At 69.9% G+C, this 25,345-nt stretch carries 24 protein-coding genes; 14 read left to right on the forward strand and 10 right to left on the reverse strand.

The window, feature by feature from the left end; translation table 11 throughout:
* Positions 1-96: 96 nt before the first annotated feature.
* Positions 97-1,488 carry a cytochrome P450 gene (locus tag OG718_RS28775; RefSeq protein WP_328845539.1) on the reverse strand — a complete coding sequence of 464 codons (1,392 nt, stop codon included), beginning with the start codon at positions 1,486-1,488 and terminating at the stop codon, positions 97-99.
* A 91-nt stretch (positions 1,489-1,579) separates the two neighbouring features.
* Here OG718_RS28775 and OG718_RS28780 point away from each other — a divergent pair, with 91 nt between their 5' ends.
* On the forward strand, positions 1,580-2,725 hold the full coding sequence (locus OG718_RS28780; RefSeq protein ID WP_260695528.1) for an AI-2E family transporter: 1,146 nt from the start codon (positions 1,580-1,582) through the stop codon (positions 2,723-2,725).
* Here the strand turns inward: OG718_RS28780 and OG718_RS28785 are convergent.
* The gene (locus OG718_RS28785; RefSeq protein WP_143641426.1) at positions 2,620-4,842 is read right to left on the reverse strand and encodes a SpoIIE family protein phosphatase; all 2,223 of its coding nucleotides are present in this window, start codon (positions 4,840-4,842) and stop codon (positions 2,620-2,622) included. The genes OG718_RS28780 and OG718_RS28785 overlap by 106 nt on opposite strands.
* Before the next feature lie 179 nt (positions 4,843-5,021).
* Between OG718_RS28785 and aspS the strand changes: the two genes are divergently transcribed.
* The 4 genes from aspS (at position 5,022) to OG718_RS28805 (ending at position 10,131) form a co-directional block, all read left to right on the forward strand.
* Positions 5,022-6,785, forward strand: coding sequence for an aspartate--tRNA ligase (gene aspS / locus OG718_RS28790; protein ID WP_143641427.1), 1,764 nt, complete (start codon positions 5,022-5,024; stop codon positions 6,783-6,785).
* 227 nt (positions 6,786-7,012) lie between these two features.
* Positions 7,013-8,008, forward strand: a complete 996-nt coding sequence (locus OG718_RS28795) for an intradiol ring-cleavage dioxygenase (RefSeq protein WP_328845540.1) — start codon at positions 7,013-7,015, stop codon at positions 8,006-8,008.
* 178 nt (positions 8,009-8,186) lie between these two features.
* Complete coding sequence (locus tag OG718_RS28800) at positions 8,187-9,545, forward strand: MFS transporter (protein ID WP_143641429.1); 1,359 nt, start codon at positions 8,187-8,189, stop codon at positions 9,543-9,545.
* Between the two features lie 163 nt (positions 9,546-9,708).
* Positions 9,709-10,131, forward strand: coding sequence for a hypothetical protein (locus tag OG718_RS28805; RefSeq protein WP_328845541.1), 423 nt, complete (start codon positions 9,709-9,711; stop codon positions 10,129-10,131).
* A 75-nt stretch (positions 10,132-10,206) separates the two neighbouring features.
* Here the strand turns inward: OG718_RS28805 and OG718_RS28810 are convergent, their stop codons facing one another.
* Positions 10,207-10,653: an ATP-binding protein gene (locus tag OG718_RS28810; protein ID WP_328845542.1), complete on the reverse strand. Its 447-nt coding sequence runs from the start codon at positions 10,651-10,653 to the stop codon at positions 10,207-10,209.
* Positions 10,654-10,891: 238 nt separating this feature from the next.
* On the opposite strand from OG718_RS28810, the gene OG718_RS28815 reads away from it, so the two are divergent.
* A complete protein-coding gene (locus OG718_RS28815; RefSeq protein ID WP_328845543.1) occupies positions 10,892-11,734 on the forward strand; it encodes a helix-turn-helix domain-containing protein in 843 nt (280 codons plus the stop codon).
* 3 nt (positions 11,735-11,737) lie between these two features.
* A complete protein-coding gene (locus OG718_RS28820) occupies positions 11,738-11,917 on the forward strand; it encodes a DUF397 domain-containing protein (RefSeq protein WP_079053342.1) in 180 nt (59 codons plus the stop codon).
* Here OG718_RS28820 and OG718_RS28825 read toward each other — a convergent pair.
* Positions 11,893-12,036: a hypothetical protein gene (locus OG718_RS28825; protein ID WP_328845544.1), complete on the reverse strand. Its 144-nt coding sequence runs from the start codon at positions 12,034-12,036 to the stop codon at positions 11,893-11,895. The two genes, OG718_RS28820 and OG718_RS28825, sit on opposite strands and share 25 nt — an antisense overlap.
* Positions 12,037-12,256: 220 nt before the next feature.
* Between OG718_RS28825 and OG718_RS28830 the strand changes: the two genes are divergently transcribed.
* Positions 12,257-12,667, forward strand: coding sequence for a hypothetical protein (locus OG718_RS28830; RefSeq protein WP_143641434.1), 411 nt, complete (start codon positions 12,257-12,259; stop codon positions 12,665-12,667).
* A gap of 137 nt (positions 12,668-12,804) precedes the next feature.
* Complete coding sequence (locus OG718_RS28835) at positions 12,805-13,170, forward strand: hypothetical protein (protein ID WP_143641435.1); 366 nt, start codon at positions 12,805-12,807, stop codon at positions 13,168-13,170.
* A 21-nt stretch (positions 13,171-13,191) separates the two neighbouring features.
* On the opposite strand, the gene OG718_RS28840 is transcribed toward OG718_RS28835, so the two are convergent.
* Positions 13,192-13,668, reverse strand: a complete 477-nt coding sequence (locus tag OG718_RS28840; RefSeq protein WP_143641436.1) for a hypothetical protein — start codon at positions 13,666-13,668, stop codon at positions 13,192-13,194.
* A gap of 432 nt (positions 13,669-14,100) precedes the next feature.
* Between OG718_RS28840 and OG718_RS28845 the strand changes: the two genes are divergently transcribed.
* Entirely contained in the window at positions 14,101-14,754 is a 654-nt protein-coding gene (locus tag OG718_RS28845; RefSeq protein ID WP_328845545.1) for a hypothetical protein, read from the forward strand.
* A 129-nt stretch (positions 14,755-14,883) separates the two neighbouring features.
* Here the strand turns inward: OG718_RS28845 and OG718_RS28850 are convergent, their stop codons facing one another.
* Genes OG718_RS28850 through OG718_RS28860 form a run of 3 tightly spaced genes read right to left on the reverse strand, consistent with a single transcriptional unit; the run spans position 14,884 to position 17,650 of the window.
* Positions 14,884-15,459 carry a hypothetical protein gene (locus OG718_RS28850; RefSeq protein ID WP_328845546.1) on the reverse strand — a complete coding sequence of 192 codons (576 nt, stop codon included), beginning with the start codon at positions 15,457-15,459 and terminating at the stop codon, positions 14,884-14,886.
* Positions 15,456-16,955 carry a sensor histidine kinase gene (locus OG718_RS28855; protein ID WP_328845547.1) on the reverse strand — a complete coding sequence of 500 codons (1,500 nt, stop codon included), beginning with the start codon at positions 16,953-16,955 and terminating at the stop codon, positions 15,456-15,458. The genes OG718_RS28850 and OG718_RS28855 overlap by 4 nt, the downstream gene beginning before the upstream one ends.
* Positions 16,952-17,650: a response regulator transcription factor gene (locus OG718_RS28860; protein ID WP_143641440.1), complete on the reverse strand. Its 699-nt coding sequence runs from the start codon at positions 17,648-17,650 to the stop codon at positions 16,952-16,954. Before OG718_RS28860 ends, OG718_RS28855 begins: the two co-directional genes overlap by 4 nt.
* 162 nt (positions 17,651-17,812) lie before the next feature.
* On the opposite strand from OG718_RS28860, the gene OG718_RS28865 reads away from it, so the two are divergent.
* Positions 17,813-18,805, forward strand: a complete 993-nt coding sequence (locus OG718_RS28865; protein ID WP_328845548.1) for a DUF3152 domain-containing protein — start codon at positions 17,813-17,815, stop codon at positions 18,803-18,805.
* Between the two features lie 206 nt (positions 18,806-19,011).
* Complete coding sequence (locus OG718_RS28870) at positions 19,012-20,355, forward strand: pectate lyase family protein (RefSeq protein WP_328845549.1); 1,344 nt, start codon at positions 19,012-19,014, stop codon at positions 20,353-20,355.
* 84 nt (positions 20,356-20,439) lie between these two features.
* Here OG718_RS28870 and OG718_RS28875 read toward each other — a convergent pair whose 3' ends face one another.
* On the reverse strand, positions 20,440-21,381 hold the full coding sequence (locus tag OG718_RS28875; RefSeq protein WP_328847847.1) for a helix-turn-helix domain-containing protein: 942 nt from the start codon (positions 21,379-21,381) through the stop codon (positions 20,440-20,442).
* A gap of 95 nt (positions 21,382-21,476) precedes the next feature.
* Between OG718_RS28875 and OG718_RS28880 the strand changes: the two genes are divergently transcribed.
* Positions 21,477-22,523 carry a saccharopine dehydrogenase family protein gene (locus OG718_RS28880; protein ID WP_328845550.1) on the forward strand — a complete coding sequence of 349 codons (1,047 nt, stop codon included), beginning with the start codon at positions 21,477-21,479 and terminating at the stop codon, positions 22,521-22,523.
* A 128-nt stretch (positions 22,524-22,651) separates the two neighbouring features.
* Complete coding sequence (locus tag OG718_RS28885) at positions 22,652-23,383, forward strand: class E sortase (protein WP_328845551.1); 732 nt, start codon at positions 22,652-22,654, stop codon at positions 23,381-23,383.
* 81 nt (positions 23,384-23,464) lie between these two features.
* Here the strand turns inward: OG718_RS28885 and metG are convergent, their stop codons facing one another.
* Positions 23,465-25,189: a methionine--tRNA ligase gene (gene metG, locus OG718_RS28890; RefSeq protein ID WP_328845552.1), complete on the reverse strand. Its 1,725-nt coding sequence runs from the start codon at positions 25,187-25,189 to the stop codon at positions 23,465-23,467.
* Positions 25,190-25,345: the final 156 nt, after the last annotated feature.

The following is a 25,345-nucleotide window of genomic DNA, read 5'->3' on the forward strand; positions in this document are numbered from 1 at the left end:
GTGGAGGCGCAACTCATGTCCACAGCAAGGATGTTCACCCGATAGGGGGGAGGGGTATCGATTCTGCCGTCGGTCTCCCAGAGGCACCGCGTGCCGTCAGCCGCGGGCCCGCAGCCGTACTCGTGCGGGACCCGTTGCCTGGAGGGTGATTCCCGCTGTCAGTGGGATCTCTGTGTCCATGGCCTCCAGTTCGTACGAGCGGAGCAGGGCCGCCAGGGCCAGTACGGACTCCAGCATCGAGAAGTGCTGGCCGATGCAGGCGCGGGGGCCGCCGCCGAAGGGGAACCAGGCGTAGCGGTGGCGGGCCGCCTCTCGCTCGGGGGTGAAGCGGTCGGGGTCGAAGCGTTCCGGGTCGTCCCACAGGTCGGGGTGGCGGTGGGTGACCCAGGGCAGGACCAGGACGTCCGCGCCCGCCGGGATCAGGTGTCCGTCGACCTCCGCGGCCTCGACGGACCGGCGGCCGACCACCGGAGCGGCCGGGTACAGCCGCATGGACTCCTTCAGCACCCTTGTCAGGTACGGGAGTTCGTCGAGGTCGGCGGCCGAGGGCGCTCGCCCGGACGGCAGTCGGTCCACCTCCACCTGGGCCCGCTTCTGGGCCTCCGGGTCGCGGGCCAGGAGATGGAGCGCGAAGGCCATGGACGTCGCGGTCGTCTCGTGGCCGGCGATCAGGAAGACCAGCACCTGGTCGCGGAGTTCGGCGGCGTCGAGGCTGCCGTCCTCCTCGCTGCTCGCCCGGGAGAGAAGGGAGAGCAGGTCGTCGCCCGCGGCGGAGGAGGCGGAGGAGGAGGCGGTTTTGGCTGTCGCGCCGGCCGTCCTGCGCTCCGCGATGATCAGGTCGCAGACCGCGTACACCGCCTGGGACGCCGCCTCGGCCCGGCGGTTGGACGGGAGGGGCCAGGAGCGCGGCGGGTTGACGGGGGAGAAGCCGCGCCGCGTCACGTACTCGCTGATAACGGGGAAGTTGTCGTGGATGACGTCGACCGCGGCCTCGACGTCCGCGCCGAACAGGATGCGGGAGACCGTGCGCAGCGCGAGCCGGTCCATCTCCTGCACGACGTCGACGACGCCGTCGGCCGCGTCCCGCCAGCGCTCGACCGTGCCGTCGGCCTCCAGCGTCACCGCCGTGGCATAGGTGTCCACCTGCCGTTTCGTGAACAGCGGCTGGATCAGACGGCGTTGGCGCAGATAGTCGGCGTCCTGCGCGGTGAGCAGGCCGTTGCCGGCGGACTGCCTCAGCTCCTCGTAGAAGTGGTTGTCCTTGCGGAAGTTGGCCGCCTGCGAGGCCAGGACCTGCTGCACGCCCTCCGCGGAGAAGACGCAGTGCAGCACAGTGCGGACTCCCGGCGGGCCCGCGGAGAGACGCACCACGTCGCCGTGGTCCCGCCGGGCCCGCAGGAAGACGTCCAGCGAGTCGCGCCGGAGGTCGAGTGCCGAGCCGAGCAGGGGAAGGCCTTTGGGTCCTGGTATCTCAGTGATGGCGGCCATGGTTCGCATCATTGCGCACGGGTCCCCCGGCAGATCCCCCTTTCGGCCCTCACGGAGCGCCACCCCGCCTGACGCATGGTCAGGTGGAGCCGTGCAGCCCCTGCTTCCGGAACCCGCCCGGCTCCTGCCCGAACCCGTGCGCCGTGTGGCCGCCTGGTGCGTCGTCGCGCTGCTGGTCACCGGGGTCGTGGTCGTCGGGGTGCGGCTGTGCGTCGAGTTCAAGACCGCTGTGGTGCCGGTGCTGCTCGCGCTGCTCGGGACCGCGCTGCTCGGGCCGATGTACCGGCGGCTGGTGCGGGCGAAGGTGAACCGGTCGATCGCGGCCGGCGTGACCTGCGCCGCGGTGCTCGCCGTCGTCGGCGGGGCCACGTACATCGTGGTGGCCGCGCTGATCGACACCGGTGACGAGATCATCGCCTCGCTCAAGCAGGCCGCCGAGTCGCTGTCCGAGCACTTCGGGGCGGCCGGCACCTCGCTCGACGACCTCGCATCCAACGCCAAGGAATTGCTGGGCAAGTTCGGCGGGACGGCGGCGTCCGGGGTGATCAGCGGGATCAGCGTCGTGGGCGAGGCCATCGCCATGGCCGTCCTCGCGCTGCTGCTCGTCTTCTTCTTCCTGCGGGACTCGCACCGGGCGGCCGGGACCCTGCGTTCGCTGGTGCCGCAGGGTTCGGGCGACATGACCGAGGCGATGGCGCGGCGGGCGTACCAGGCCGTCGAGGGGTTCATGCGCGGGACGACGTTCATCGCGCTCATCGACGCGATCTGCATCACCGTGGGCCTGCTCGTGCTGCGGGTGCCGGGGGCCGTCGGGCTGGGCGCGCTCGTGTTCGTCGGCGCGTACATCCCCTACCTGGGAGCTTTTCTCTCCGGTGCTGTGGCGATTCTGGTGGCCCTCGCGGACCGCGGTTTCGTGATCGCGCTGTGGGCGCTGGGCGTCGTCCTGGCCGTGCAGGTCCTTGAGGGACATGTGCTCCAGCCGATGATCCAGAGCCGGACCGTGCAGATGCACCCCGCCGTCGTCATGCTGGCGATCACCGCGGGCGCGTCGGTGGCGGGCATCCTCGGAATGCTGCTGGCGGTGCCCCTGACCGCGGCGGCGTTCGGCGTGATCGCGGAACTGCGGGGACGTTACGCGTCTCCGGAGACCTCGGTGACATCGGTGACCCCGGAAAAGCCGGGAACCCCGGGCTCGGCCTCGCCGCCCGGCTCCTCCTCACCCGGCCCCTCCTCATAGAGTTCGAACCAGATGCTCTTGCCCTCGCCCCGCGGGTCCACCCCCCACGCGTCCGCGAGCAGCTCCATCAGCATCAGGCCCCGCCCGGAGGACGCCAGTTCGCCGGGATGCCGCTTGTGGGGCAGGTCGTCGCTCCCGTCCGTCACCTGGATCCGTATCCGACGGGCACCGGCCACGCCCGTCATCTCGGCGACGAGCAGCGCGTCCGCGTCGGTGTGGACGAGGACGTTCGTGACCATCTCGGAGACCAGCAGGACCGCCGAGTCGACCTGGTCGGCGGAGGCCCAGTCGTGCAGGAACTCCCTCAGCTGCTGCCGGGCTCCCGCGACCCGCTGGTGCTCGGCCTGCGCGACGGTCACCATGGTCCGGCGTACGGAGGCCCGCTCGGTCGGGGTGCCGCCGAGCTCGCTGTGCTCCCCCGCCCTGCTCAGCAGCAGCACCGCTATGTCGTCCTCGCGGCGGTCCACCAGCGGCCCGGTCGTGTGGTGCGAGGATGGCCCGTGCACGGCTTGGACCAGCGCGTCGGCGAGCGCCTCCATGTCGCCGTCGTGGCTCTCCAGGATCTTGCGGATCCGCCGCCAGCCGGTGTCCAGGTCGTGTCCGCCGGTCTCGATGAGCCCGTCCGTGCAGATCAGCATGGTCTCGCCGGGCTCCAGGACGAGCCGTGTCGTCGGATAGTCGGCGTCCGGATCGATGCCGAGCGGCAGCCCGCCCGCGGTCGGCCGGGTCAGCACGGTCCCGTCGGCCATGCGTATCGCCGGGTCCGGATGCCCGGCCCTGGCTATCTCCAGGACCCCGCTCTCCGGATCGACCTCCACGTACAGGCAGGTCGCGAAGCGCAGGTCCGCGACCTCCTCGTCGTACGTGATCCCGTACAGGAAGCGTGAGGCACGCGAGAGAACCGCGTCCGGGCGGTGTCCCTCGGAGGCGTACGCCCGCAGCGCGATCCGGAGCTGGCCCATCAGTCCGGCGGCGCGTACGTCATGGCCCTGGACGTCGCCGATGACGAGGGCGAAGCGGCCGCCCCCGGGGCTCGTCCGCGAGGTGCCGCCGGGCAGCGGGATCATGTCGTACCAGTCGCCACCCACCTGGAGCCCGCCGCCGGTGGGCACATACCGGGCCGCGACGCTCATGCCCGGGATCTTCGGCCCCAGGGTGGGCAGCATCGAGCGCTGGAGGCCGTCCGTGAGCTCCCGCTCGGACTCGGCGACCCCGGCCCGCGAGAGGGCCTGCGCCAGCATCCGCGCCACCGTCGTCAGCACGGAACGCTCGTCGGGCGTGAACGTGACGGGGTACGTGAAGGCCGCCATCCACGCGCCCATCGTGCGGCCCGCGAACGTGAGCGGCAGGAACGCCCAGGACTGGCGGTCGAAGTGCTGGGCGAGCGGCCAGGCGGCCGGATAGCGGTCGCGGTAGCGGTCGGGCGAGGAGAGATAGACGGCACGGCCGGTGCGGACGACCTCCGCGGCCGGATAGTCCGTGTCCAGCGGCATCTGGGTGAACGGCTCCTCGTCCCCGGGGTTGTGCCCGTGGTGGCCGATGACCGTCAGCCGGTCGCCCTCCGCGCCGAAGACCGCGAGCCCGTCCGGTGAGAAACCGGGCATCGACAGGCCCGCCGCGACCCGCAGCACCTCCGCCGTGGACCGCGCCTCGGCCAGCGCCCGCCCCGCGTCCAGCAGGAACGCCTCGCGTGAGCGTCTCCAGTCGCCCGTGACCGGCGTACGCGCGGCGGCGCCGGGCTGCGGTTCGGTGACCTCCTGCATGGTGCCGATCAGCTGGTACGAACGGGTGCTCGGGTCGATCGACGGCTTGGAACGGCTGCGTACGGTACGGATCACATGGCCCTGCTCGTCCATGACCCTCAGCCGCAGCTCGGCGAGTGTGCCCTCGGCGGCGGCCAGCTGGACGACCCCGTTGACCTCGTTCCAGTCGACGGGGTGGAAACGGGCGCGTACACCTGCCTCCGTGAGCACGGTCGGCTCCGCGGGCAGGCCGAGGAGCCGGGAGGCCTCGGCGTCGAGGGTGACCTTCCCGGCGGCGTCGTCCCACCTCCACAGGCCGGTGGCGAGGGTGGCGAGGACGTCCCCCACTGAGGGAAGGGGATCACCGATGCGCATTGCCCCACTGTATGAAGAGGAGAACGAAGGCTGCCACCGAGGCAGGTGGGACGCGGGGTGAGCGCCCGGATCCGGCGAGTGGCGGAACTATTGCGAACAGCGATCTTGGGGCGGCCGGTAGGCTGGCGGTGTTTCACGTGAAACAACGCCCCCGACCGCGAAGACTGGATGAAACGACGATGCATCGGTACAGGTCCCACACCTGCGGCGAGCTCCGCGCCTCTGACGTCGGCAGCGACGTCCGGCTGAGCGGCTGGCTGCACAATCGCCGAGACCTGGGCGGCATCCTCTTCATCGATCTGCGCGACCACTACGGCATCACGCAGCTCGTCGCCCGCCCCGGCACCCCCGCGTACGAGGCCCTGGACAAGCTCTCCAAGGAGTCCACGGTCCGCATCGACGGCAAGGTCGTCTCGCGTGGCACGGAGAACGTGAACGCGGAGCTGCCGACCGGCGAGATCGAGGTCGAGGTGGGCGAGGTCGAGCTGCTCGGCGCGGCCGCCCCGCTGCCCTTCACGATCAACGCCGAGGACGGTGTGAACGAGGAGCGGCGTCTGGAGTACCGCTTCCTCGACCTGCGCCGCGAGCGCATGCACCGCAACATCCTGCTGCGTACGTCGGTCATCTCGGCCATCCGTCACAAGATGACGGCGCTGGGCTTCAACGAGATGGCGACCCCGATCCTCAGCGCCACCTCTCCCGAGGGCGCGCGCGACTTCGTGGTCCCGTCCCGCCTGAACCCGGGCAGGTTCTACGCCCTCCCCCAGGCGCCGCAGCAGTTCAAGCAGCTGCTGATGATCTCGGGCTTCGACCGGTACTTCCAGATCGCGCCCTGCTTCCGTGACGAGGACGCGCGCGCCGACCGCTCGCCGGGCGAGTTCTACCAGCTCGACGTGGAGATGTCCTTCGTCGAGCAGGAGGACGTCTTCCAGCCCATCGAGAAGCTCATGACCGAGCTGTTCGAGGAGTTCGGCAACGGCCGCAATGTGACGTCCCCGTTCCCGCGCATCCCGTTCCGCGAGGCGATGCTGAAGTACGGCTCGGACAAGCCGGACCTGCGCGCCCAGCTGGAGCTCACCGACATCACCGACGTCTTCGAGGGCTCGGAGTTCAAGGCCTTCGCGGGCAAACACGTACGCGCCCTGGCGGTGCCGGACGTGGCCGCGCAGTCCCGCAAGTTCTTCGACCAGCTCGGTGACTACGCGGTCTCGCAGGGCGCGAAGGGCCTGGCCTGGGTGCGGGTGGCCGAGGACGGTTCGCTGACCGGCCCGATCGCGAAGTTCCTGACCGAGGAGAACGTCGCCGAGCTGACGAAGCGCCTGTCGCTCGCGGCCGGCCACGCCGTCTTCTTCGGTGCGGGCGAGTTCGACGAGGTCTCGAAGATCATGGGCGCGGTCCGCGTCGAGGCCGCCAAGCGCGCCGGGCACTTCGAGGAGGGCGTCTTCCGGTTCTGCTGGATCGTCGACTTCCCGATGTACGAGAAGGACGAGGAGACCGGGAAGATCGACTTCTCGCACAACCCGTTCTCGATGCCGCAGGGCGGCCTGGAGGCCCTGGAGACCCAGGACCCGCTGGACATCCTCGGCTGGCAGTACGACATCGTCTGCAACGGCGTCGAGCTGTCCTCCGGCGCCATCCGGAACCACGAGCCGGACATCATGCTCAAGGCCTTCGAGATCGCGGGCTACGACCGTGAGACCGTCGAGGCGCAGTTCGCGGGCATGCTCCGCGCCTTCCGCTTCGGCGCCCCGCCGCACGGCGGTATCGCCCCGGGCGTCGACCGCATCGTGATGCTCCTCGCCGACGAGCCGAACATCCGGGAGACCATCGCGTTCCCGCTGAACGGCAACGCGCAGGACCTGATGATGGGTGCGCCGACGGAGCTGGACGAGACGCGACTGCGTGAGCTGCACCTCTCGGTGCGCAAGCCGCAGCCGAAGTAGGGCCCTGCGGGTCCGGCTCTTGGGCCGGGCCCGCCGAGCGCTCCGCTGGAGTGCGCTGTTTCGTCCGCGCGTTCGTTGGGGCTGGTCGCCCGGTACCCGCGGCAGCCGCTGAGTTCCGGCCGTGAGCCGCAAGGTCTCGATCGATTCGCGCCAGGTTCTTCATGGACACAGCAACCCACAGTCCGTGCCCACGCCCTTGACAGTCTTCTTACCTAACTTCCCTGTCCATGACGGGAATCCAAGGAAACCAGACAGCCCAAGGTCCGAAACACAAGCGGAACGTGACGCGTCGCAAGGTCGTCGTGGCAGGTGGCGCGGCAGTCGCCGCGGTGGGCGTGGGCGGCACGATCGCCGCGACCGCGAACGCCGGCCAGACGAAGAAGGGCGCCTCGCCGACCGCCTCCTCCACCTCCTCGGAGACGTGCTACAAGCTCACGTCGGAGACCACCGAGGGCCCGTACTACATCGACGCGGACAAGCTTCGCCAGGACATCACCGAGGACCGGGAAGGCATCCCGCTGACCCTCCGCCTCAAGGTGATCGACAACGAGACCTGCAAGCCCGTCAGAAACGCGGCCGTCGACATCTGGCACTGTGACGCGCTGGGTCTGTACTCCGGCTACGAGGACCTCTCCTCCGGTGGCGGCGGTGGCGGCACCCCGCCCAGCGGAACGCCGACCGACGTTCCGTCCGGCACCCCCACCGGCTCCCCGCCCGCGGGCGGCGGCGGTGGCGGCCACCAGGAGCCCACCGACGACAAGCGCTACCTGCGCGGCACGTGGAGGACGGACAAGCAGGGTTTCGTCACCTTCAAGACGGTCTTCCCGGGCTGGTACCAGGGCCGCTGCGTCCACATCCACACCAAGGTGCACGTCAGCGGCACCTGGACGGACGCCGGTTACGAGGGTGGCAACACCTGCCACACCGGCCAGTTCTTCTTCGACGAGGAGTCCGTCCTCGCCTCGGCGGAGGTCGAGCCGTACTCCACGAGCACCACCGAGCGGACCACGCTCACCGAGGACACCATCTACGACCAGTCAGGCACGGCCGGCGGTCTCCTCAAGCTCAAGTACAAGAAGAACGGCATCGCGAAGGGCGTCATCGGCACCATCACCATGGGCGTCGACCCGGACGCGACCCACGAGGGCACGGACGACGCCGTGCAGCCGGGTGCGTCGGCGACCACGTCGGCCTCGGCCTCGGAGTCCACTTCGGCGAGCTGACGGCAGGGCGGGCCCGGAAAAGTCGGGACGCCGGGCCCGCCCCTCCCTCTCGTATGAGTTCATATACGTGATTACAAGTACAACCCATTGACCCGGAAGTTTTGCTTCCGCTACGTTCCCCAGGTTCCCGCGTACGTGATTGTGGTTCACGTACATGTGCGACCTGAGGGAGACAACGATGTCGGAAGTCGCGATACCCGATGCCGAGCGCCGTGCGGTCAGCAAATTCCTGCGCCGCATGCTGCCCATCCTGGTCCTGATGCTGCTGATCAATCAGATGGACCGGACGAACGTGGGCTTCGTCCAGGACGAGCTACGGGCCGACGTCGGGGTGAGCGCCACCGCGTACGGGCTCGGCGCGGGCCTGTTCTTCATCGGGTACGCCCTGTTCGAGGTGCCGAGCAACATGCTCCTGGAGCGGTTCGGCGCCCGGGTCTGGCTCACCCGGATCATGATCACCTGGGGCGCGGTGATCGTGGCGATGTGCTTCATCCACAACGTGACGATGTTCTACGCGCTGCGTTTCCTGCTGGGGGTCGCGGAGGCCGGGTTCTTCCCCGGTGTGCTCCTCTACTTCACCCAGTGGCTGCCGGATTCCAGCCGTGGCCGGGCGAGCGCGATCTTCCTGGGCGGCTCGGCGACGGCGTACATCGTGACGGGTCCGATCACCGGTGCCCTGCTGGAGCTGCACGGGGCGGGCGGATTCGCCGGCTGGCGCTGGATGTTCGCGCTCGAAGGCGCCTTCTCGATCGTCGTCGGGATCGTTGCCGGTTTCTTCCTCGTCTCCCGTATCGAGGACGCCCGCTGGCTCACGCGGGAGGAGAAGGACGCGCTGAGCGCGGCGGTGGCGCGTGACGAGGAGGCCCGCAGCCGGGCGCCGAAGGTGTCGCGGATCAGGCTGATCCTGCACCCCCAGGTCGCCGTGCTGACCGCCGTCTTCTTCGCGATGGCACTCACCGGGTACGCGATCACGTTCTGGCTGCCGAGCCTGGTCGACGACATCGGCGGCCTCTCGCCCTTCCAGGTGGGGCTGCTGTCGGCGATCCCGTGGATCTGTGCCGTGATCGCCATGTACTCGATGGCCCACTTCACCGACCGGGCCCGGGACCGGCGCCCGTATCTCGCCGCGGCCCTGGTCCTGTCGGCGACGGGTACGTACCTCGCCACCCTGGGCTCCCCGTGGTTCGGGCTCGCCGCCATCACGCTCGCCGCTGTCGGCGGGAAGTGCGCGGCCACACTGTTCTGGCCGATGGCGCAGTCCGGCCTCGACCTCAAGATCGCGGCGCCTGGTCTGGCCGTGGTCAACTCCATCGGAAACCTGGGCGGTTTCGTCTCCCCGACCCTCTTCGGCTACCTCAAGGACTCGACGGGCAGCACGAACGGCGGCCTCTACACGCTGTCGGCGGCGTCGGTGCTCGCGGTGATCGGGGTGGCCCTGATCCGTAGGAGCGGCGGCGGTACGGAGACCGGGTCGGGCTCCGGTTCGGACGGTCCCGCCCTGGTGAAGGGCCAGGTGGCGACCGGCGAGGCACGCTGACATCCGCTCGGCTGCCATGAACCGGCAATCCGGGGGCATCTGATCAGGTGGCGCACAGGATTCTCGTCGGAGACGCACAGCGGCAGGGAGTCTCATGGGTCCCGCGGGATGAGAACCTCCCGCAGGAGACCGGCAGTGCCGGAGGAGACCACCGGAGGAGATCATGGGATTCGCCGTGCCGCTCGCACTGCTGCTGATCGTCGGGGCGGTGGCCGCGGTCGTCGTACAGCGGCGGTCGAACGGCGCGGGCGCCATGTCCGACCTGGACGCGGAGGCCGAGGCCAACCGCTGGGTGGTCCGGCTGGGCGGCAGCCTGTCCGCCTTCACCGCCGGGGCGCGCGCCGACCGGACCGCGGCCCGCGAACTCTCGGCCGCCGCCGAACGCCACCGCACCGCCCGCCACCAACTGGCCACCGCCCACACCCCCGCCGAGTACGCGGTGGTGACGCGAACGGCTCTGGAGGGCATGCACCATGTCCGCGCGGCGCGCAGGGCGTTGGGCATCGCCCCGCCCTCGAGCCTGCCGTCCGTGGGGATGCCGTCCCCGGGCCAACGCCGACACCAGAGAGATCAGGTCCGGACGTAGTACGTAGTTTGAATCTACGTAGAAGCCATCCACAGAAGTACGCGCCGAGTCGTTTGTCGGGGGTGAGCGGGGCGTTCACGCCGTCTGAGCCAATTCGCACCACACGAACTTGCCGTTGGTGTGGGGTAGTTGGGCGGCGGCGCCCAGGGAGTACCAACCCCACTTGTCCGTGCACTCCTCCACGAGGGTGAGGCCGCGGCCCGATTCGAGGGCCGGGTTCGGCGTGGTCGCCAGGGCTGGGGGTGCGGGAGGTCTGGGGTCCGTGTCCCATACGCCGATACGGAGGACCGGCGCCACCCAGCGAAGCCTTATGGCCGCCGGGCCCTTCGTGTGCTGTACGGCGTTGGCCACGAGTTCCGTCGCGACCAGCTCGGCCACCTCCGTGAGGTGGGGCAGGCCGTGGAGGGTGAGGATCAGGCGGAGGGTGCGGCGACAGATTGTCACCGCCCGGGGGTCGTTGGGCAGGGAGAGGGTGTACTGCCATGGTTCGCCGAACGGGTCTTCGGATGCGGGTGCGGGCATGACGAACTCCTGGTCAGGGAGGGAGGGGCGCGGTCGTCGGGCGGTGGCTGTGTCGCTCCCGTCGTGGCATGGCGGGGCGGTGCGCTTCCGGGGTCCCGGTGGTTCCGCAGTGTGTGCGTCGCGTCACCGACGGTAGGGCCAAATGTTTCGCCCAGGCAAGTCGTTCGCGTACCCTGACACCCGATCGGGGACGTTCAACCCCGTCTGAGGACCGTGTTGTTCAGGAAGTGGGGGCAGTGTGCCCGCGAGGATTCAGCCGACCGCTCGGCAAGTACGCCTCGGTGCTGAGCTGCGGAAACTGCGGGAGGCGGCGGGGCTGACCTCCCGGCAGGCGGCCGCGCTGCTGGGGACCAACCCGGCTCAGATGAGTCAGATCGAAGCGGGCAACGCGGGAGTCAGCGGCGAACGTGTGCGCAAGCTCGGGGTGCAGTACGACTGCTCCGACACCGAGTTGATCGACGCCCTGGTGGAGATGGCGACAGACCGTACGCGCGGTTGGTGGGAGGAGTACCGAGGTGTGCTGCCCGCCGTCTTCCAGGACTTGGCGGAGCTGGAACACCACGCCACCTTCATGCGGGTGGTCGGTACCGTCCACGTGCCCGGACTGCTTCAGACCGAGGAGTACGCGCGGGCGGTGTTCGCGTACGTGGTGCCGGAACTTCCCGAGAACGAGGTGGAGTTGCGTGTGGAGCACCGGATGCGCCGTCGGCAGATCCTCTCCGGAGTCCCCTACGAGGCGGTGCTCCACGAGTCCGTACTGCGTACGCGCGTTGCCGATCGCCGGGGTGCCCGTGCTCAACTCGACGAGTTGCTGAGCCAGTCGGAGCGGTCGAACGTAAGCGTGCGGGTGATCCCGTTCGACGCCGATGGGTTTGCCGGGGCGGGCGCGATGATGCTCTACGCCGGTGGCCGAGTACCGGCGTTGGACACCGTGCAGCGGGACGCCCCGTACGGCTCGGTGTTCCTGGACGCCTCTGCTCGACTGCTGGCCATGCGAACACTCTTCCGTAGGGTGGAGTCGGCAGCCCTGACACCTGCCCAGTCCCGGGACTACATCAGCCGACTGACGAAGGAGCTGTGAGCCGTGATCCAGTGGCAGAAGTCCTCATTCTCCGGTGGCGGAGACGGCAACGAGTGCGTTGAACTCGCCCCCGGAGACGGCTTGTTGCTTCTCCGTGAAAGCGATGACCCCGCCCGAATACTCTCCGCCACCCCCACCGGCCTCGCCGCCCTCCTCCATCACCTCCGGGCCAACCGTCCCTGACCGTGGACGACCACGAGGAGTTCACGTACGCCCTCAAAGCCGTCCTGCGAGACCTGCGCGCGCAGTGCCCCGTACAGCCGGACATCCGCAAGCATGGCGATGAGCCGAAGCCGGGTCATGCTCTACGGGGGACGCGGTCTGGGTCTGCCCCCAGACCGGCGACACCGCGGCCCGCATCGGCGAACTGCCCGCGTCCGATTCCGGTGAGGGCGTGAGCGGTCGGGCGAGGATTACGGCCGCGAGCGGCGACGACGGGGTCCACGCGGAGGGCGATCTGACCGTCGACAAGGGGACGTTGAAGGTCACCGCGTCGAGGGTGTCGAGGGCGCCGACATCTCCGTGAACGGCGGCACGGTGGACATCCGTTCCAGCGACGACGGGATCAACGCGGCGGGCGGTACGAGTTCTTCCGGAGGGGGCGGAGGCGGCTTCGGCGGAGGCCCGGGTGGCGGAGGCGGCGGTGAGAGCGTCGGTGAGTACAAGCTGACCGTCACCGGCGGCACCCTGGTCGTCGACTCCGACGGCAAGGTGGTCGCCACGTACGTCACCTCGAAGTCGATCCAGAACGTCGTGTACTCGTCCTCCGCGGTGAAGAGCGGCGAGAAGTACGAGATCTACTCGGGCGGCACGAAGTCGGGTACCGGTACGGGCGGTCTGGCGGCCTCGGGCACCCTCGGCTCGGCCGAGCGCATCGCCACGGTGACGGCGGGCGAGGCGCCGGAGGGAGGCTTCGGGGGCGGCCGGCGATAGGCGACCTGTCGCACTCCGCAGCCCCCGGGGTCAGACTGGAAGGAGGCGGAGATTCCCGAGACGCCGAGAATCCCATGAGCGGAGATTCCCGAGACGCGGATCCCGATACCCCGCAGCGGACCGGCCATGGAGGAATCATGACGGCAGCCACGCGGAACGACACACCCGTCGCGATCGAGGGCAACGGTGTGGAACTGCGCATGCAGGAAGTCGGCGGAGGCATGAGCGTCGCCTTCGCGAGCTTCCCCGAGGGCACGGACATGGGACCGGCGGTGAAGGGCCTTCCCGACGACCAGTGCCAGTGCCCCCACTGGGGATACCTCCTCAAGGGGCGGCTCAGGATGCGCACCAAGGCCGGGAGCCAGGTCTACGAGGCGGGGCAGGCCTTCTACTGGGCGCCCGGCCACGTACCGGAGGCGCTCGAGGACTGCGAGTACGTCGACTTCTCGCCGACGAAGGAGTTCAACGAGGTCATCGACCACGTCAAGGCGCAGATGAGCTAGGGCCATCGCCCGTCAGGCGGATCAGGTCTCGTACAGCCCGTCCCAGGGCGGGCCGAAGCCCAGCCGCTCCGGGTAGAGCTCGGCCCAGGGCTCCCCTTCGTCCTCGCCGGTCAGCATGCCGAACAGCACGCCGTCGACGGTGAGCCGGAAGGGGCGGACCGCGATGTCCGTGTAGCGGCGCCGGGGGAGGCTCCTGAGGAGTTTGGCCAGGTGGGCCTGGGCCCGGGCGAGGACCGAGTCCTGGCCCTCCGGGGCGCGCTGCTGTTCGGCCCAGGTGCCGGCGCACCAGATGTCCGAGTCCTGGTAACGGCCCTCGGCGTCGAAGGTGTGGAGCACCGCGTAGAGACGTTTGTGCTCTTCCCAGCCGTCGTCGGGCCGGTACCCCTCGGGGAACGCGTACGTGATCGACCCCAGGAACTGCCCCTCCGCGTAGTGACCGATGGCCTCGGTGCGGTGGCGCGGCTCGTAGGCGATCGGGATGACCTCGGGGACTGCCATGGCGAAACCATACGGATGAATCGTGGACATGCCACAGGCGGGGCCACCGTAACAGCCCTCGGACTCCGGTCGGACTCCGGGCAGATGCAAAGTGTGTTCGAGACGTTCGCCTTGTTCGACTCGTTTCCGATGGTTTTGCCTCACGATCGCGCCGAGGCAGATCGGCGGCTTCACGGCAACACCACTCCTGGCGACTCGACCCGGGAGACCGTCCGCGGGCGACCCCGTCCGCCTTGACGCGGCTTGCCCGGTACCCGGTTTCCGATTCGCTTTCGCGCAGGAACCCATTGGAGTTTCGCGTGTCGGCTGATGTGTTGATCGTATGGAGAAGTCCTTCAGTCGTTGCGTCTGCGACCCGATGTTTGCAGGGGAAGCTCGAACTCGCTTCCGGTGCTCTCGCACACCTGTACATTCGGATCAAAGGAGCAATGCATGAGTCCTGTACTCAGGGCCAAGTCCTCTCTGAGCCCGCTTGCCACCCGTGGCGCGTGGCTGACCGGCGGCGCTGTCGCCTCCCTCGCCCTCGTGTTCGCGGGCGTCGCGACTCCCGCGTCGGCCTCGGTCACCCCGGCCGCCGACAGCGTCGTGGCGGACCCGTCGACCGACGACTGCAAGAAGGAGAACGGGCACCACGAGAAGTACCAGCCGGAGGGGAAGGCTCAGACCCCCGGCGGACCGCTTCACGAAAAGTGCGAGGACCGGGACCGCGACAAGCAGGAGTGCTCGGACATCGACTCGGCGAGGTCGAACTCCGGGAACTGGGAGCTCAGCGCCGTGCTCACCGGTGGTAACGCGTTCGCCGGAGTGCGAGAGGCGCCGGCAGACGACGACTACGAGTGGAAGGAGATCAGCGACGAGAGCAACTACCCCAAGAACGCCTGCGCTATCTCCATCGTCGTCTCGAACAACGGGCAGGAAGCCACGGTCAAGGTGCTGACCAAGAACGGCCGCGTCTATGAGTCCGAGGGCAACAGGCCGGGCGACAGCGACGAGTTCAACTGGAGCGACTGGGTGAAGCTGGAGACGCCGCGGGAGGACGACCTCGCGACCCGCGAGAAGGGCGAGCAGGTGACGCCGGTTGGCTAACCCCAACCGTGTCCCGACAGGTGCGCAGGGTTCCTGACCCTGACACCAGCCCGGTTCGCCGCGCGCGCAATGGCTACAGCCGGCGCGCGCGGCACCCCGGCACCCGCTGCCCTTTGGGCAGCCTGCCCGTCACTCCGCCGTCGCGGACCCGGGGCACATCTCGCCGGAGCCCTCGGCCTGCCGGACGCCGGGGATCGTCACGGTCACCTTCGTCGACGACGCCGTGTCGTTCCCGCTCCAGCTTCCGCCACCGCCCTCGCTTCCGGAGCCCGCGGACACGACGAGACGGGCATCGGCGATCGTGCACGTCAGCTGGGCGAGGGCCGTTCCGCTCAGGGGCTCGGTGCCCGGGGGCAGCGTGACCGACACCCGCGCCCCGCTCGCCCGGAGGGTCACCGGGGACGCCAGCCGCGGAAGTTCCGTGGTCAGGGCCTTGCGGCCGAGCAGGGCGTCCGGCCCCCGGAACAGCAGCTCCACCGCCGTGCCGATGTCGAAGGTGCCGGGGACCTGGCTGCGTACGCCGAGCAGGGTGTCCTGCCTGACGAAGTAGAGGACGTAGGCCGGCCGTATGCCGGTGGCCGGTTCTCCCGCCTCCACCACACCGGTCGAGGGAATCCCGCAGGAGGAGAGCAGCAACGCGGCGGCCGTGAGCGAAAGCCCGGACCGCACCGCCCGCTGCCCGCGCCTCGTGAGCAGCCGTCTCATGTCTCTCGTACCTCTTCCTCTTTCTCTCCTTCTTCCTTCTCCTCCTGGCCCAGGGGGATCTCGACCGTGAACACCGCCCCTTCGCCCTCCGCACGGTTCGCCGCCCGGACCGTACCGCCGTGCAACCGGACGTTCTCCGCCGCGATCGAGAGTCCGAGGCCGCTGCCCTCCGACCGGGTCCTGGCGGTGTCCGACTTGTAGAAGCGGTCGAAGACCTGCGGCAGGACGTCCGCGGGAATACCGGGCCCGCTGTCCGTCACCTCGATGACGGCCCACACCCTTTCGTCGGCGGCATCCGGCATCTCCCGTGCGTACAGGCGCAGTTGTACGGGGCGTGCGCCGTGCCGCAGTGCGTTGCCGACCAGGTTCGCGACGGCCACGTCGAGGCGGCGGGGGTCGACCCGGCCACGCAGTTCGCCGGGCCCGGGGAGCCTGGTGTCCACCGTGTCCTGCCAGCCGCGGGCGGCGAGGGTGCGCCGCAGGGACTCCGCGAGGTCGAGGTCGTCCAGTTGCAGGCCCGCCGCGCCCGCGTCGAAGCGGGAGATCTCCATCAGGTCGTTCACGAGCCGGGCCAGCTTCACGGTCTCCCCGCTGATGAGCCGTACGGCCGTCGCGGTGTCCGGGTCGAGCCGGGCCGCGTCCTCGTCGAGCAGGTCGGTGACGGCCGACATCGCGGCCAGCGGGGTGCGCAGCTCGTGCGACACGTCCGCGACGAAACGGCGGGCACGGGCCTCCATGCGGCGCAGCTCCGCGACCGACTCCTCCAGCGCGGCGGCGGTCTCGTTGAACGTGTGCGACAGGTCGGCGAGTTCGTCGGAGCCGTTGACCGCGAGCCGGGTGTCCAGACGGCCCTCGGCGATGCTCCGGGTGCCGCGGCGCAGTTCGCGTACCGGGCGCAGTACTCCGCGGGCGGCCAGCAGGGCGAGCAGGACGGCGAGGCCGAGGGCGGGTACGACGGCGCGTCCTATGGCGGTGACCAGGGCGTCGACGTATCCCTGTTCGCCGGTCTGCGGCACCGTCAGGAAGACCGAGACCCCGGAGGCGGGGCGTTCGGCGGGCTCGCTGAAGGTGACCGGCAGGCCGACGACGAGCGAGGAGCGGCCGTCCGTCGTCACCCGCTGGAAGACGGCGGCCCGCCGGGAGCCCACGGCCGACCGCATGCCGGCCGTCAGCTCGGTGAACGTGTCCTGTGGCCGGGAGGTGGCCCGCAGATCGCGGTAGGTGGCCAGGACCCGCCAGTTCTGCGCCGGTTCGGCGGCGGCCACCTCCTGGGCGACCGACTCCAGGTCGCTCTGGGTCGGCGGGTAGGAGATGCCGGGCGCCAGGCCGTCGACGTGTGCCCGCAGCCTTTTGATGATGGTGTCCTGGCTCTGCTGGAGCACGGCGATGCGGGCCTCCCGGAAGGTGAGGGCGCCCGTGGTGAGGGTGGCGACGGCGGTGACGAGCACGAAGGCGACGAGCAGCCGGCTGCGCAGACCGCGCAGCGGTCGCTTCACCGGGACTGGAACCGGTAGCCGAAGCCGCGCACGGTCTGGATGTAGCGCGGCTGCCCCGCGGGCTCGCCCATCTTGGTGCGCAGCCGCTTGACGCACGCGTCCACCAGCCGGGAGTCGCCGTGGTAGCTGTGCTCCCAGACCGCCTCCAGCAGCTGCTGCCGGGAGAACACCTGGCCGGGCGAGGCGGAGAGGGTCAGCAGGAGCCGTAGTTCGGAAGGGGCGAGGGCGACCGGCGCACCCCGCCGGGTGATGGCCAACCCGGCCCGGTCGATGGTCAGTTCGCCGTCGTCGCCGTGGGTCTCGATCTTCGGTATGCCCTCGGCGTTCGGTGCGCCGCCGACCCGGCGCAGGACCGCGCGGATACGGGCTTCGAGTACGCGTGCCTGCACCGGCTTGACCACGTAGTCGTCCGCCCCGGCCTCCAGCCCGACCACGATGTCCGTGTCGTCGCCCCGGGCGGTAGCCATGACGATCGGCACCTGGTCCTCGGTACGGATCCGGCGGCACACCTCGAGACCGCTGAGGCCGGGCAGCATCAGGTCGAGCACGACGACGTCCGGCCGGAAGGACCGCAGCAGGGCAAGTCCCTCCTCACCGGTTCCGGCGGCGGTGACGTCGTGCCCCTGGCGGCGCAGTGCGAGCCGGACGCCCTCCCGTACGGCGCGGTCGTCTTCGATCAGCAGGACGCGTGGCATGTGCTCAGTATCCGTACGGCTCAGGGGAGTTGAGGCAGGCACCGGCGTCGGTGGGGGAACTGTTACGGGACGATCACATAGGCCGGACGGGTGATCGACCGTTATCTCTTCGTTATCGACTGAGCGATATCCCATCACATGCCGTACTCACTCTTGATGACCATGAACACGACTGCCCGTCGCACGAAGCCGTCCTCGGCCAGGGAGTCCTCCGCCTCCCGACAGTCCCGGCGTCGTCGCAGAGGATCCGCGCAGTCCGGTGGTCCGGGGCGGTCCGGCAGACGGTCCGGCGGACGTGGCCGGAAGAGCAAGGGCCCGTTACTCGGCGGCCTGGCGGCGCTGGTCGCATTGGTGATCGCCGCCGCCGTGGCCGTGAACTGGACGACGTCCCCGTCCTCCGACGCCGCGGACGGATCCGCCTCCTCGTCGCCGTCCGGTCCGGCGCCGGACCGGACACCGGAACCGAGCGGCGGGACGGAGTCGGCCGGGGCGAGTGGGAAGCCCGGCGAGAAGGCCGGTGGGAAGGGCGACAGCGAGCCGTCCGGAAAGGGCAGCCCCTCGGCTTCCTCCTCCTCCGCGCCCGAGATCCCGGCCTCGGGCCCCGGCACGTTCGCCACCGCGGGCGGCGGGAGCGGGACCGTCGGGAAGGGCGGCCGGGTCCTGAGCTACAAGGTCGTCGTCGAGGACGGACTCACGCAGTCGGCGGCGGATGTCGCCGAGCAGGTCGAGGGCATACTCGCCGACCCGCGCGGCTGGACGGCCGACGGCCGCTCGGGCTTCCGGCGCGTCTCCAGCGGTACGGCCGACTTCGTCGTACGGCTCGCCACGCCGGGAACGGTGGACGCCATCTGCGGCAGGTACGGCCTGAACACGCGCGGCGAGGTCAACTGCAACGTGGGCAAGGACGTCGTGGTCAACCTCAAGCGGTGGCTGCTGGCGACTCCGGTGTACGCCGCCGACGTGGACGCCTACCGCGCGCTGATCATCAACCACGAGGTCGGCCACTTCCTCGGCCACGGTCATGTGACCTGCCCCGGGGCGGGGAAGCCGGCCCCGGCGATGATGCAGCAGATCAAGGGCATGCTCGGCTGCAAGCCCAACGTCTGGCCGTACGACTCCAAGGGACGGTTCGTCACGGGGCCGGCCGTGTCCTGAGGGGTGCACCGGGAGTGCACGGGGAGGTGCCCTGAAGGGGGTCCTGGAGGGGGGTCCTGGAGGGGGTCCTGGAGGGTGTCCGGAAAGGTGCCGTGCAAGAAGAGGGCAACCTTTCCGATCCCCGCGACCACAGATGAGTCGGAACCCCGTTCACAGGGGCTCCACACAACGCACGAGCCCCACAAGAACCACGTAAGGACTCATCCGTGGCATCCCCCTCCCACCGCAGGTCCCTCCGTAAGCGGCGCACCGCTCTCCTCTCCGCCGCTGCCGTGGCGGCCGCGGGTCTCGGCGCCGTCCCCTTCGTGATGAACGCGAATGCGGGCGCCGTCGACCTGGCGCACCAGGCTCTGCCCGCCAAGGACGGCTGGGCGGCGTCCGGTTCGGGCACGACCGGCGGTTCGAAGGCCGACTCCGCGCACACCTTCACCGTCAGCACCCGCGCCCAGCTGGTGAAGGCGCTCGGCTCGGCCACCGATTCCACCCCGAAGATCATCAAGATCAAGGGCACGATCGACGCCAACACGGACGACGCGGGCAAGAAGCTGACCTGCGCCGACTACGCCTCCGGTACGGGCTATTCGCTGTCCGCGTACCTGAAGGCGTTCGATCCGGCGACGTACGGCAAGAAGGCGCCCTCGGGCACGCAGGAGAAGGCGCGCGCGGCCGCCCAGACCAAGCAGAAGAAGAACATCGTCTTCCGGGTCCCGGCCAACACCACCGTCGTGGGCGTCCCGGGCACCAAGGCCGGGATCACCGGCGGCAGTCTGCAGGTGCAGGACGTCGACAACGTCATCATCCGCAACCTCTCCCTCACCGCCACCGAGGACTGCTTCCCGCAGTGGGACCCGACGGACGGTTCCTCGGGCGAGTGGAACTCCAACTACGACTCGGTGACGCTGCGCGGGGCGACCCATGTGTGGGCGGACCACAACACGTTCAGCGACGCGCCGTTCTTCGACTCGTCCGAGAAGACGTACTTCGGCCGCAAGTACCAGATCCACGACGGTGCCCTCGACATCACCAACGGCTCGGACCTGGTGACCGTCGAGCGCAACCAGTTCACCAACCACGACAAGACGATGCTGATCGGCAGCAGCGACACCGACAGCGTCGGCAAGCTGCGCGTCTCCATCCACCACAACGTGTGGAAGGGCATCACCCAGCGGGCCCCGCTGGCCCGCATCGGCCAGATCCACCTCTACAACAACGTCTACGACACGACGACCCTCAACGGGTACGCCCCCAAGTACAGCCTCGACTCCCGCGCCAAGGCCCAGGTCGTCGCCGAGCACAACTCCTGGACGCTCCCGTCCGGCGCGAAGGTCGCCAAGCTCCTGAGCGGCGACGGCACGGGCTCCGTCGCCGGCACCGGCAACCTCGTCAACGGCAAGTCCACCGACATCGTCGCCGCGTACAACTCGGCGAACTCGAAGAAGCTGAAGACGACCGTCAACTGGAAGCCGACCCTGACGGCGGGCCTCCAGACCTCGGCGAACAGCCTGCCGGCGGAGCTGCTGAAGACGACGGGCGCGGGGGTTCTTTCCTGACCTCGACCTCACCTTGAGGACTTGAACAGCTCAGAGGGGCCCGGGACTTGTCGATGTCCCGGGCCCCGTTCGTGCTGCGACGGGTCAGGAGCGCGAGCGGAACGTGCGGCGGTATGTGTCCGGGGGGACGCCGATCGTGCGGTTGAAGTGGCGGCGCAGGGTGGTGGCGGTGCCCATTCCGGTGGCTGTGGCGATGGTGTCGATGCTGTTGTCGGTGTTTTCCAGGAGTTCCTGGGCGCGGCGGATGCGTTGGGTGAGGAGCCACTGGAGCGGGGTGGTGCCGGTTGCCGCTCTGAAGTGGCGGCCCAGGTTGCGGGAGCTCATGCGTGCCTGGCGGGCCAGGTCCTCAACGGTCAGTGGGCGGTCGAGGCGGTCCACGGCCCAGGGGAGCAGGTCGGTGAGCGGGTGGTCGTCCCGGGCGGGCACCGGGGCGGCGACGAACTGGGCCTGGCCGCCGGCCCGGTGCGGCGGCACGACCAGGCGGCGGGCGACGGCGTTGGCCACCGCCGAGCCGCGGTCGAGGCGCACGAGGTGCAGGCACAGGTCCAGCGCGGCGGCCTTGCCCGCGGAGGTGAGCACGCTGCCGTTGTCCACGTAGAGCACGTCCGGGTCGACCTCCACCTCTGGGTAGCGGGCGGCCAGGACGTCGGTGTGCGCCCAGTGCGTGGTCGCGCGCCGCCCGTCCAGCAGGCCGGCCGCGGCCAGTACGAACGCGCCCGTGCAGAGGGAGGCCACGCGCGCGCCGGCCTCGTGGGCGGCGCGTACCGCGTCGATCAGGTCGGCGGGCGGGCCCTCGTCGACGTCCGCCCAGGCGGGGACGATCACGGTGTCGGCGCGACGGAGCCGGTCGAGCCCTTGGTCGGGCTCCAGCCGGAACCGTCCGACCCGTACGGCGTCCGATCCGCAGACGGCCACGTCGTACCAGGGACCGGCCACGCCGACCGGCGCGGCGTCGAACACCTCGTACGCCACGGACAGTTCGAAGTGCAGCATCCCGTCGGTGACGGCCAGCGCGACAGTGCTCATGCCCGTGCCCCTGACCGTGTTCATGTCCGTAATTGTATGGGGCGTGGCGTTCCGGACACTCACGGTGGGGTGCCCGCCCCCGACAGGATGTCCGTATGAGATCAGAGGCGGGGTCGGGGCAGACGGTGGCGGTGTTCGGTGCGTACGGGCACACCGGGCGGTTCGTGGTGGCGCAGTTGCTGGAGCGCGGGTTCGTCCCGGTTCTCTCCGGCCGTGACGCCGGCCGGCTCAGGGAGCTGGCGGCGGTGTCCGGTCCCGGGCTCGACGTCCGGCCGGCGTCGGTCGACGACGCGGACGCGCTCGACCGGGCCCTGGCCGGTACGGCGGCGGTGATCAACTGTGCCGGGCCCTTCGCCACGACCGCCGCTCCCGTGATCGAGGCGGCCCTGCGCGCCGGGATCCCGTACGTGGACGTCGCGGCGGAGATCGAGGCCAACGCCGACACGTTCGCCCACTTCACGGACCGCGCCCGCGCCGCCGGAGCGGTGATCGTCCCGGCGATGGCCTTCTACGGCGGCCTCGGCGACCTGCTGGTCACCGCGGCGATGGGCGACTGGACGACGGCCGACGAGGCACACATCGCGTACGGCCTGAACAGCTGGCACCCCACGCCCGGGACCCGCGAGGCGGGCCGGATCTCCGGGGAACGGCGCCGCGGCCGACGCGTCCGCTACACGAACGGGCAGCTGGAGTACCACAACGACGCCCTGCCCACCCTGAAGTGGCCCTTCCCCGACCCGATGGGCACCCGGGCGGTCATCGGGGAGTTCACGATGGCCGACGTCGTCACCGTCCCCAGTCACCTGACCATCCCCGAGGTACGCACCTACATGACGGTCGAGGCGGCCGGGGACCTGGCCGCCCCGGACACCCCGGCACCGTCCGCGGTCGACGAGCACGGCCGCTCCGACCAGACCTTCCTCGTCGACGTCGTCGTCCGCTCGGGCGACAGCGAACGGCGCGCCGTGGCGCGAGGCCAGGACATCTACGCCGTCACCGCACCCCTCGCGGTGGAAGCGGTCCACCGCATCCTCACCGGCCGGACCCGCACGGTCGGCGTCGCCTCCGCGGGGGAGATCTTCGACGCCTCCGACCTCCTGGGCGCACTGGCGCCGCACATCTCCGTCGCAGTGGGCCAGTAGCGGGCCAGGGCGTTCTGCTGTCGCGTCACGCGGGAACGCCCGGGCGGGTCCGGGCGTTCTTGTTGTTGAGTCGGGCAGCCGCCACGCGTGGCGGCACGACCCGAACCCGGCTATCGATCCCGAGTGCCATGTCCCGTTCCCGAGCACTTTCCGGCGCGCTCACGGGCGCGGTCGTCGCGCTGCTCCTGGGGTGTTCCAGTGAGACGGTTCCGACGGGCACTTCTGCCAAGCCCCCAAGGGACACCACCCCCGCGACGGCCCAGGCACCGACGGCTCCCGCCACTCCGGCTCCCGCCACCCCGTCCTCCGAGAGTCCGTCCTCCGTGAGTCCGCCACCACAGAAGAGCGACGCCCGGGCCCGGACCGCCCGGCTCGCCATCCCGGCGATCGGACTCAAGGACCTGCGCGTGGTCCCGTACGAGGGGACGACCGACGACTGGCCGGGCACCCGGCTACAGAACACCGGCGTCGGAGCCAGCCCGTACGGGAGTCGTGGTGGGGTCGGGCCCGGTGAGGTCGGCAACTACCTCGTGACGGCCCACCGGCTCTCGGCCGGCGGCCCGCTGCGCGACCTCCCGTCCCTCGACAAGGACGACTCGGTCGTCGTCACGTCCGGCGGCACGGTGTACGAGTACGAGATCACCGGCACCAGGGAGACCTCCTTCCGCTCCGAGCGCTCGCTCGCCGAACAGCGCGCGGCGGTACCGGGCCTCCCGGGCCGGAGCCCCACCCAGGCCATGATCACCATCTCCACGTGCGCGACCCCCGAGGACAACGCGGCCGGGAACTTCTGGCGCGACGACCGAGGCAATCCCGAACACCGCATCGACAAGATCGGCGTACTGACGTCCGTGTCCTGACGTCGACTGCGTAGGAGGAACGCAGGAGGCGGGGAGGGACGTCGTGCGCGTCTCTCCCCGCCTCCCGAGTGCGTGCTGTGGTTACTCCGGGGCGCCGCCGAAGCGCTCCTTGTACGTTTCCAGGTCCTCGTCCGTGATCTTGGCGAAGAGGACCGGGGGGACCGTGAAGGGGGTGCCCGCGGGGAGGAAGTCCAGGGACTTCGCCTCGGCCGCCGTCACCCAGGTCGCCGTGTCGTCGGGCAGGGCGAACGCCGAGCGCATCGCCTTGGAGGAGGCCGGGATGAAGGGTTCGGAGATCACCGAGTAGAGGTGGATGAGGTTCATCGCGACGCGGAGGGTGAGGGCCGCGCCGTCCGGGTTGGTCTTGATCTCCAGCCAGGGGGCCTTCTCCTCCAGGTAGGAGTTGCCGGCCGACCACAGGGCGCGCAGGGCGGCCGCGGCCTTGCGGAACTGGAGGGCCTCCATCTGGGTCTCGTACTCCGAGAGAAGGGCCGCGATCTCCTCGCCCAGCTTCGTCTCGGGCTCGCCCGCCTCCGCGCCCGCCGGGACCTCCTCGCCGAAGCGCTTCTTGGAGAAGGAGAGGACCCGGTTGACGAAGTTGCCGAGGGTGTCCGCCAGGTCCTTGTTCACCGTGGACGTGAAGTGCTCCCACGTGAAGGACGAGTCGTCCGACTCCGGGGCGTTGGCGATGAGGAAGTAGCGCCAGTAGTCGGCGGGGAGGATCTCCAGGGCGTGGTCGGTGAAGACGCCGCGCTTCTGGGACGTGGAGAACTTTCCGCCGTAGTACGTCAGCCAGTTGAAGGCCTTGACGTAGTCGACCTTCTTCCACGGCTCGCGGATGCCGAGCTCGGTGGCGGGGAACATCACCGTGTGGAACGGGACGTTGTCCTTTGCCATGAACTCCGTGTAGCGGACGGGGTTTTCGCCCTGGTCGGACTCGTACCACCAGGACTTCCAGTCGCGGTTCTCCGGGTCCTTGTCCGACCACTCCTTCGTCGCGCCGATGTACTCGATCGGGGCGTCGAACCAGACGTAGAAGACCTTGCCCTCGGCGGCCAGCTCCGGCCAGGTGTCCGCCGGGACCGGGACGCCCCAGTCGAGGTCACGGGTGATCGCGCGGTCGTGCAGGCCTTCGTTCAGCCACTTGCGGGCGATGGAGGAGGCCAGCTGCGGCCACTCCTCCTCATGGCGGGCGACCCACTCCTCGACCTCGTGCTGGAGCTTCGACTGGAGGAGGAAGAGGTGCTTCGTCTCCCGGACCTCCAGCTCCGTCGAACCGGAGATCGCCGAGCGGGGGTTGATCAGGTCGGTCGGGTCCAGGACACGGGTGCAGTTCTCGCACTGGTCGCCGCGGGCCTTGTCGTAGCCGCAGTGGGGGCAGGTGCCCTCGACGTAACGGTCCGGGAGGAAGCGGCCGTCGGTCGGCGAGTACACCTGGCGGATCGCGCGCTCTTCGATGAAGCCGTTCTCGTTCAGGCGGCGGGCGAAGTGCTGGGTGATCTCGCGGTTCTGCGGGCTGGAGCTGCGGCCGAAGTAGTCGAAGGCCAGCTCGAAGCCGTCGTAGACCGCCTTCTGGGCGTCGTGGGCCTGCGCGCAGAACTCGTCGACCGGCAGGCCCTGCTCCTTCGCCGCCAGTTCGGCCGGGGTGCCGTGCTCGTCCGTCGCGCAGATGTAGAGCACGTCGTGGCCGCGCTGGCGGAGGTACCTGGCGTACACGTCCGCCGGGAGCATGGACCCCACCATGTTGCCCAGGTGCTTGATCCCGTTGATGTACGGAAGGGCGCTGGTGATGAGGTGTCGAGCCATTGCGGGCTGCTCCCGGGTCGTTACGTGGGGTGACGGTTCGGTGGGTGATGCTTCGATCGTCGACCGTCTTACGAACCTTGAAATCGTAGCCGACACGGGTGGGCCGCCCGCTCCCCCTTTTAAGGGGTGGGAGGCGGGCGGCCCGGGGGTTGTTCC

It is taken from the genome of Streptomyces sp. NBC_00258 (assembly GCF_036182465.1).
Classification (GTDB): domain Bacteria; phylum Actinomycetota; class Actinomycetes; order Streptomycetales; family Streptomycetaceae; genus Streptomyces.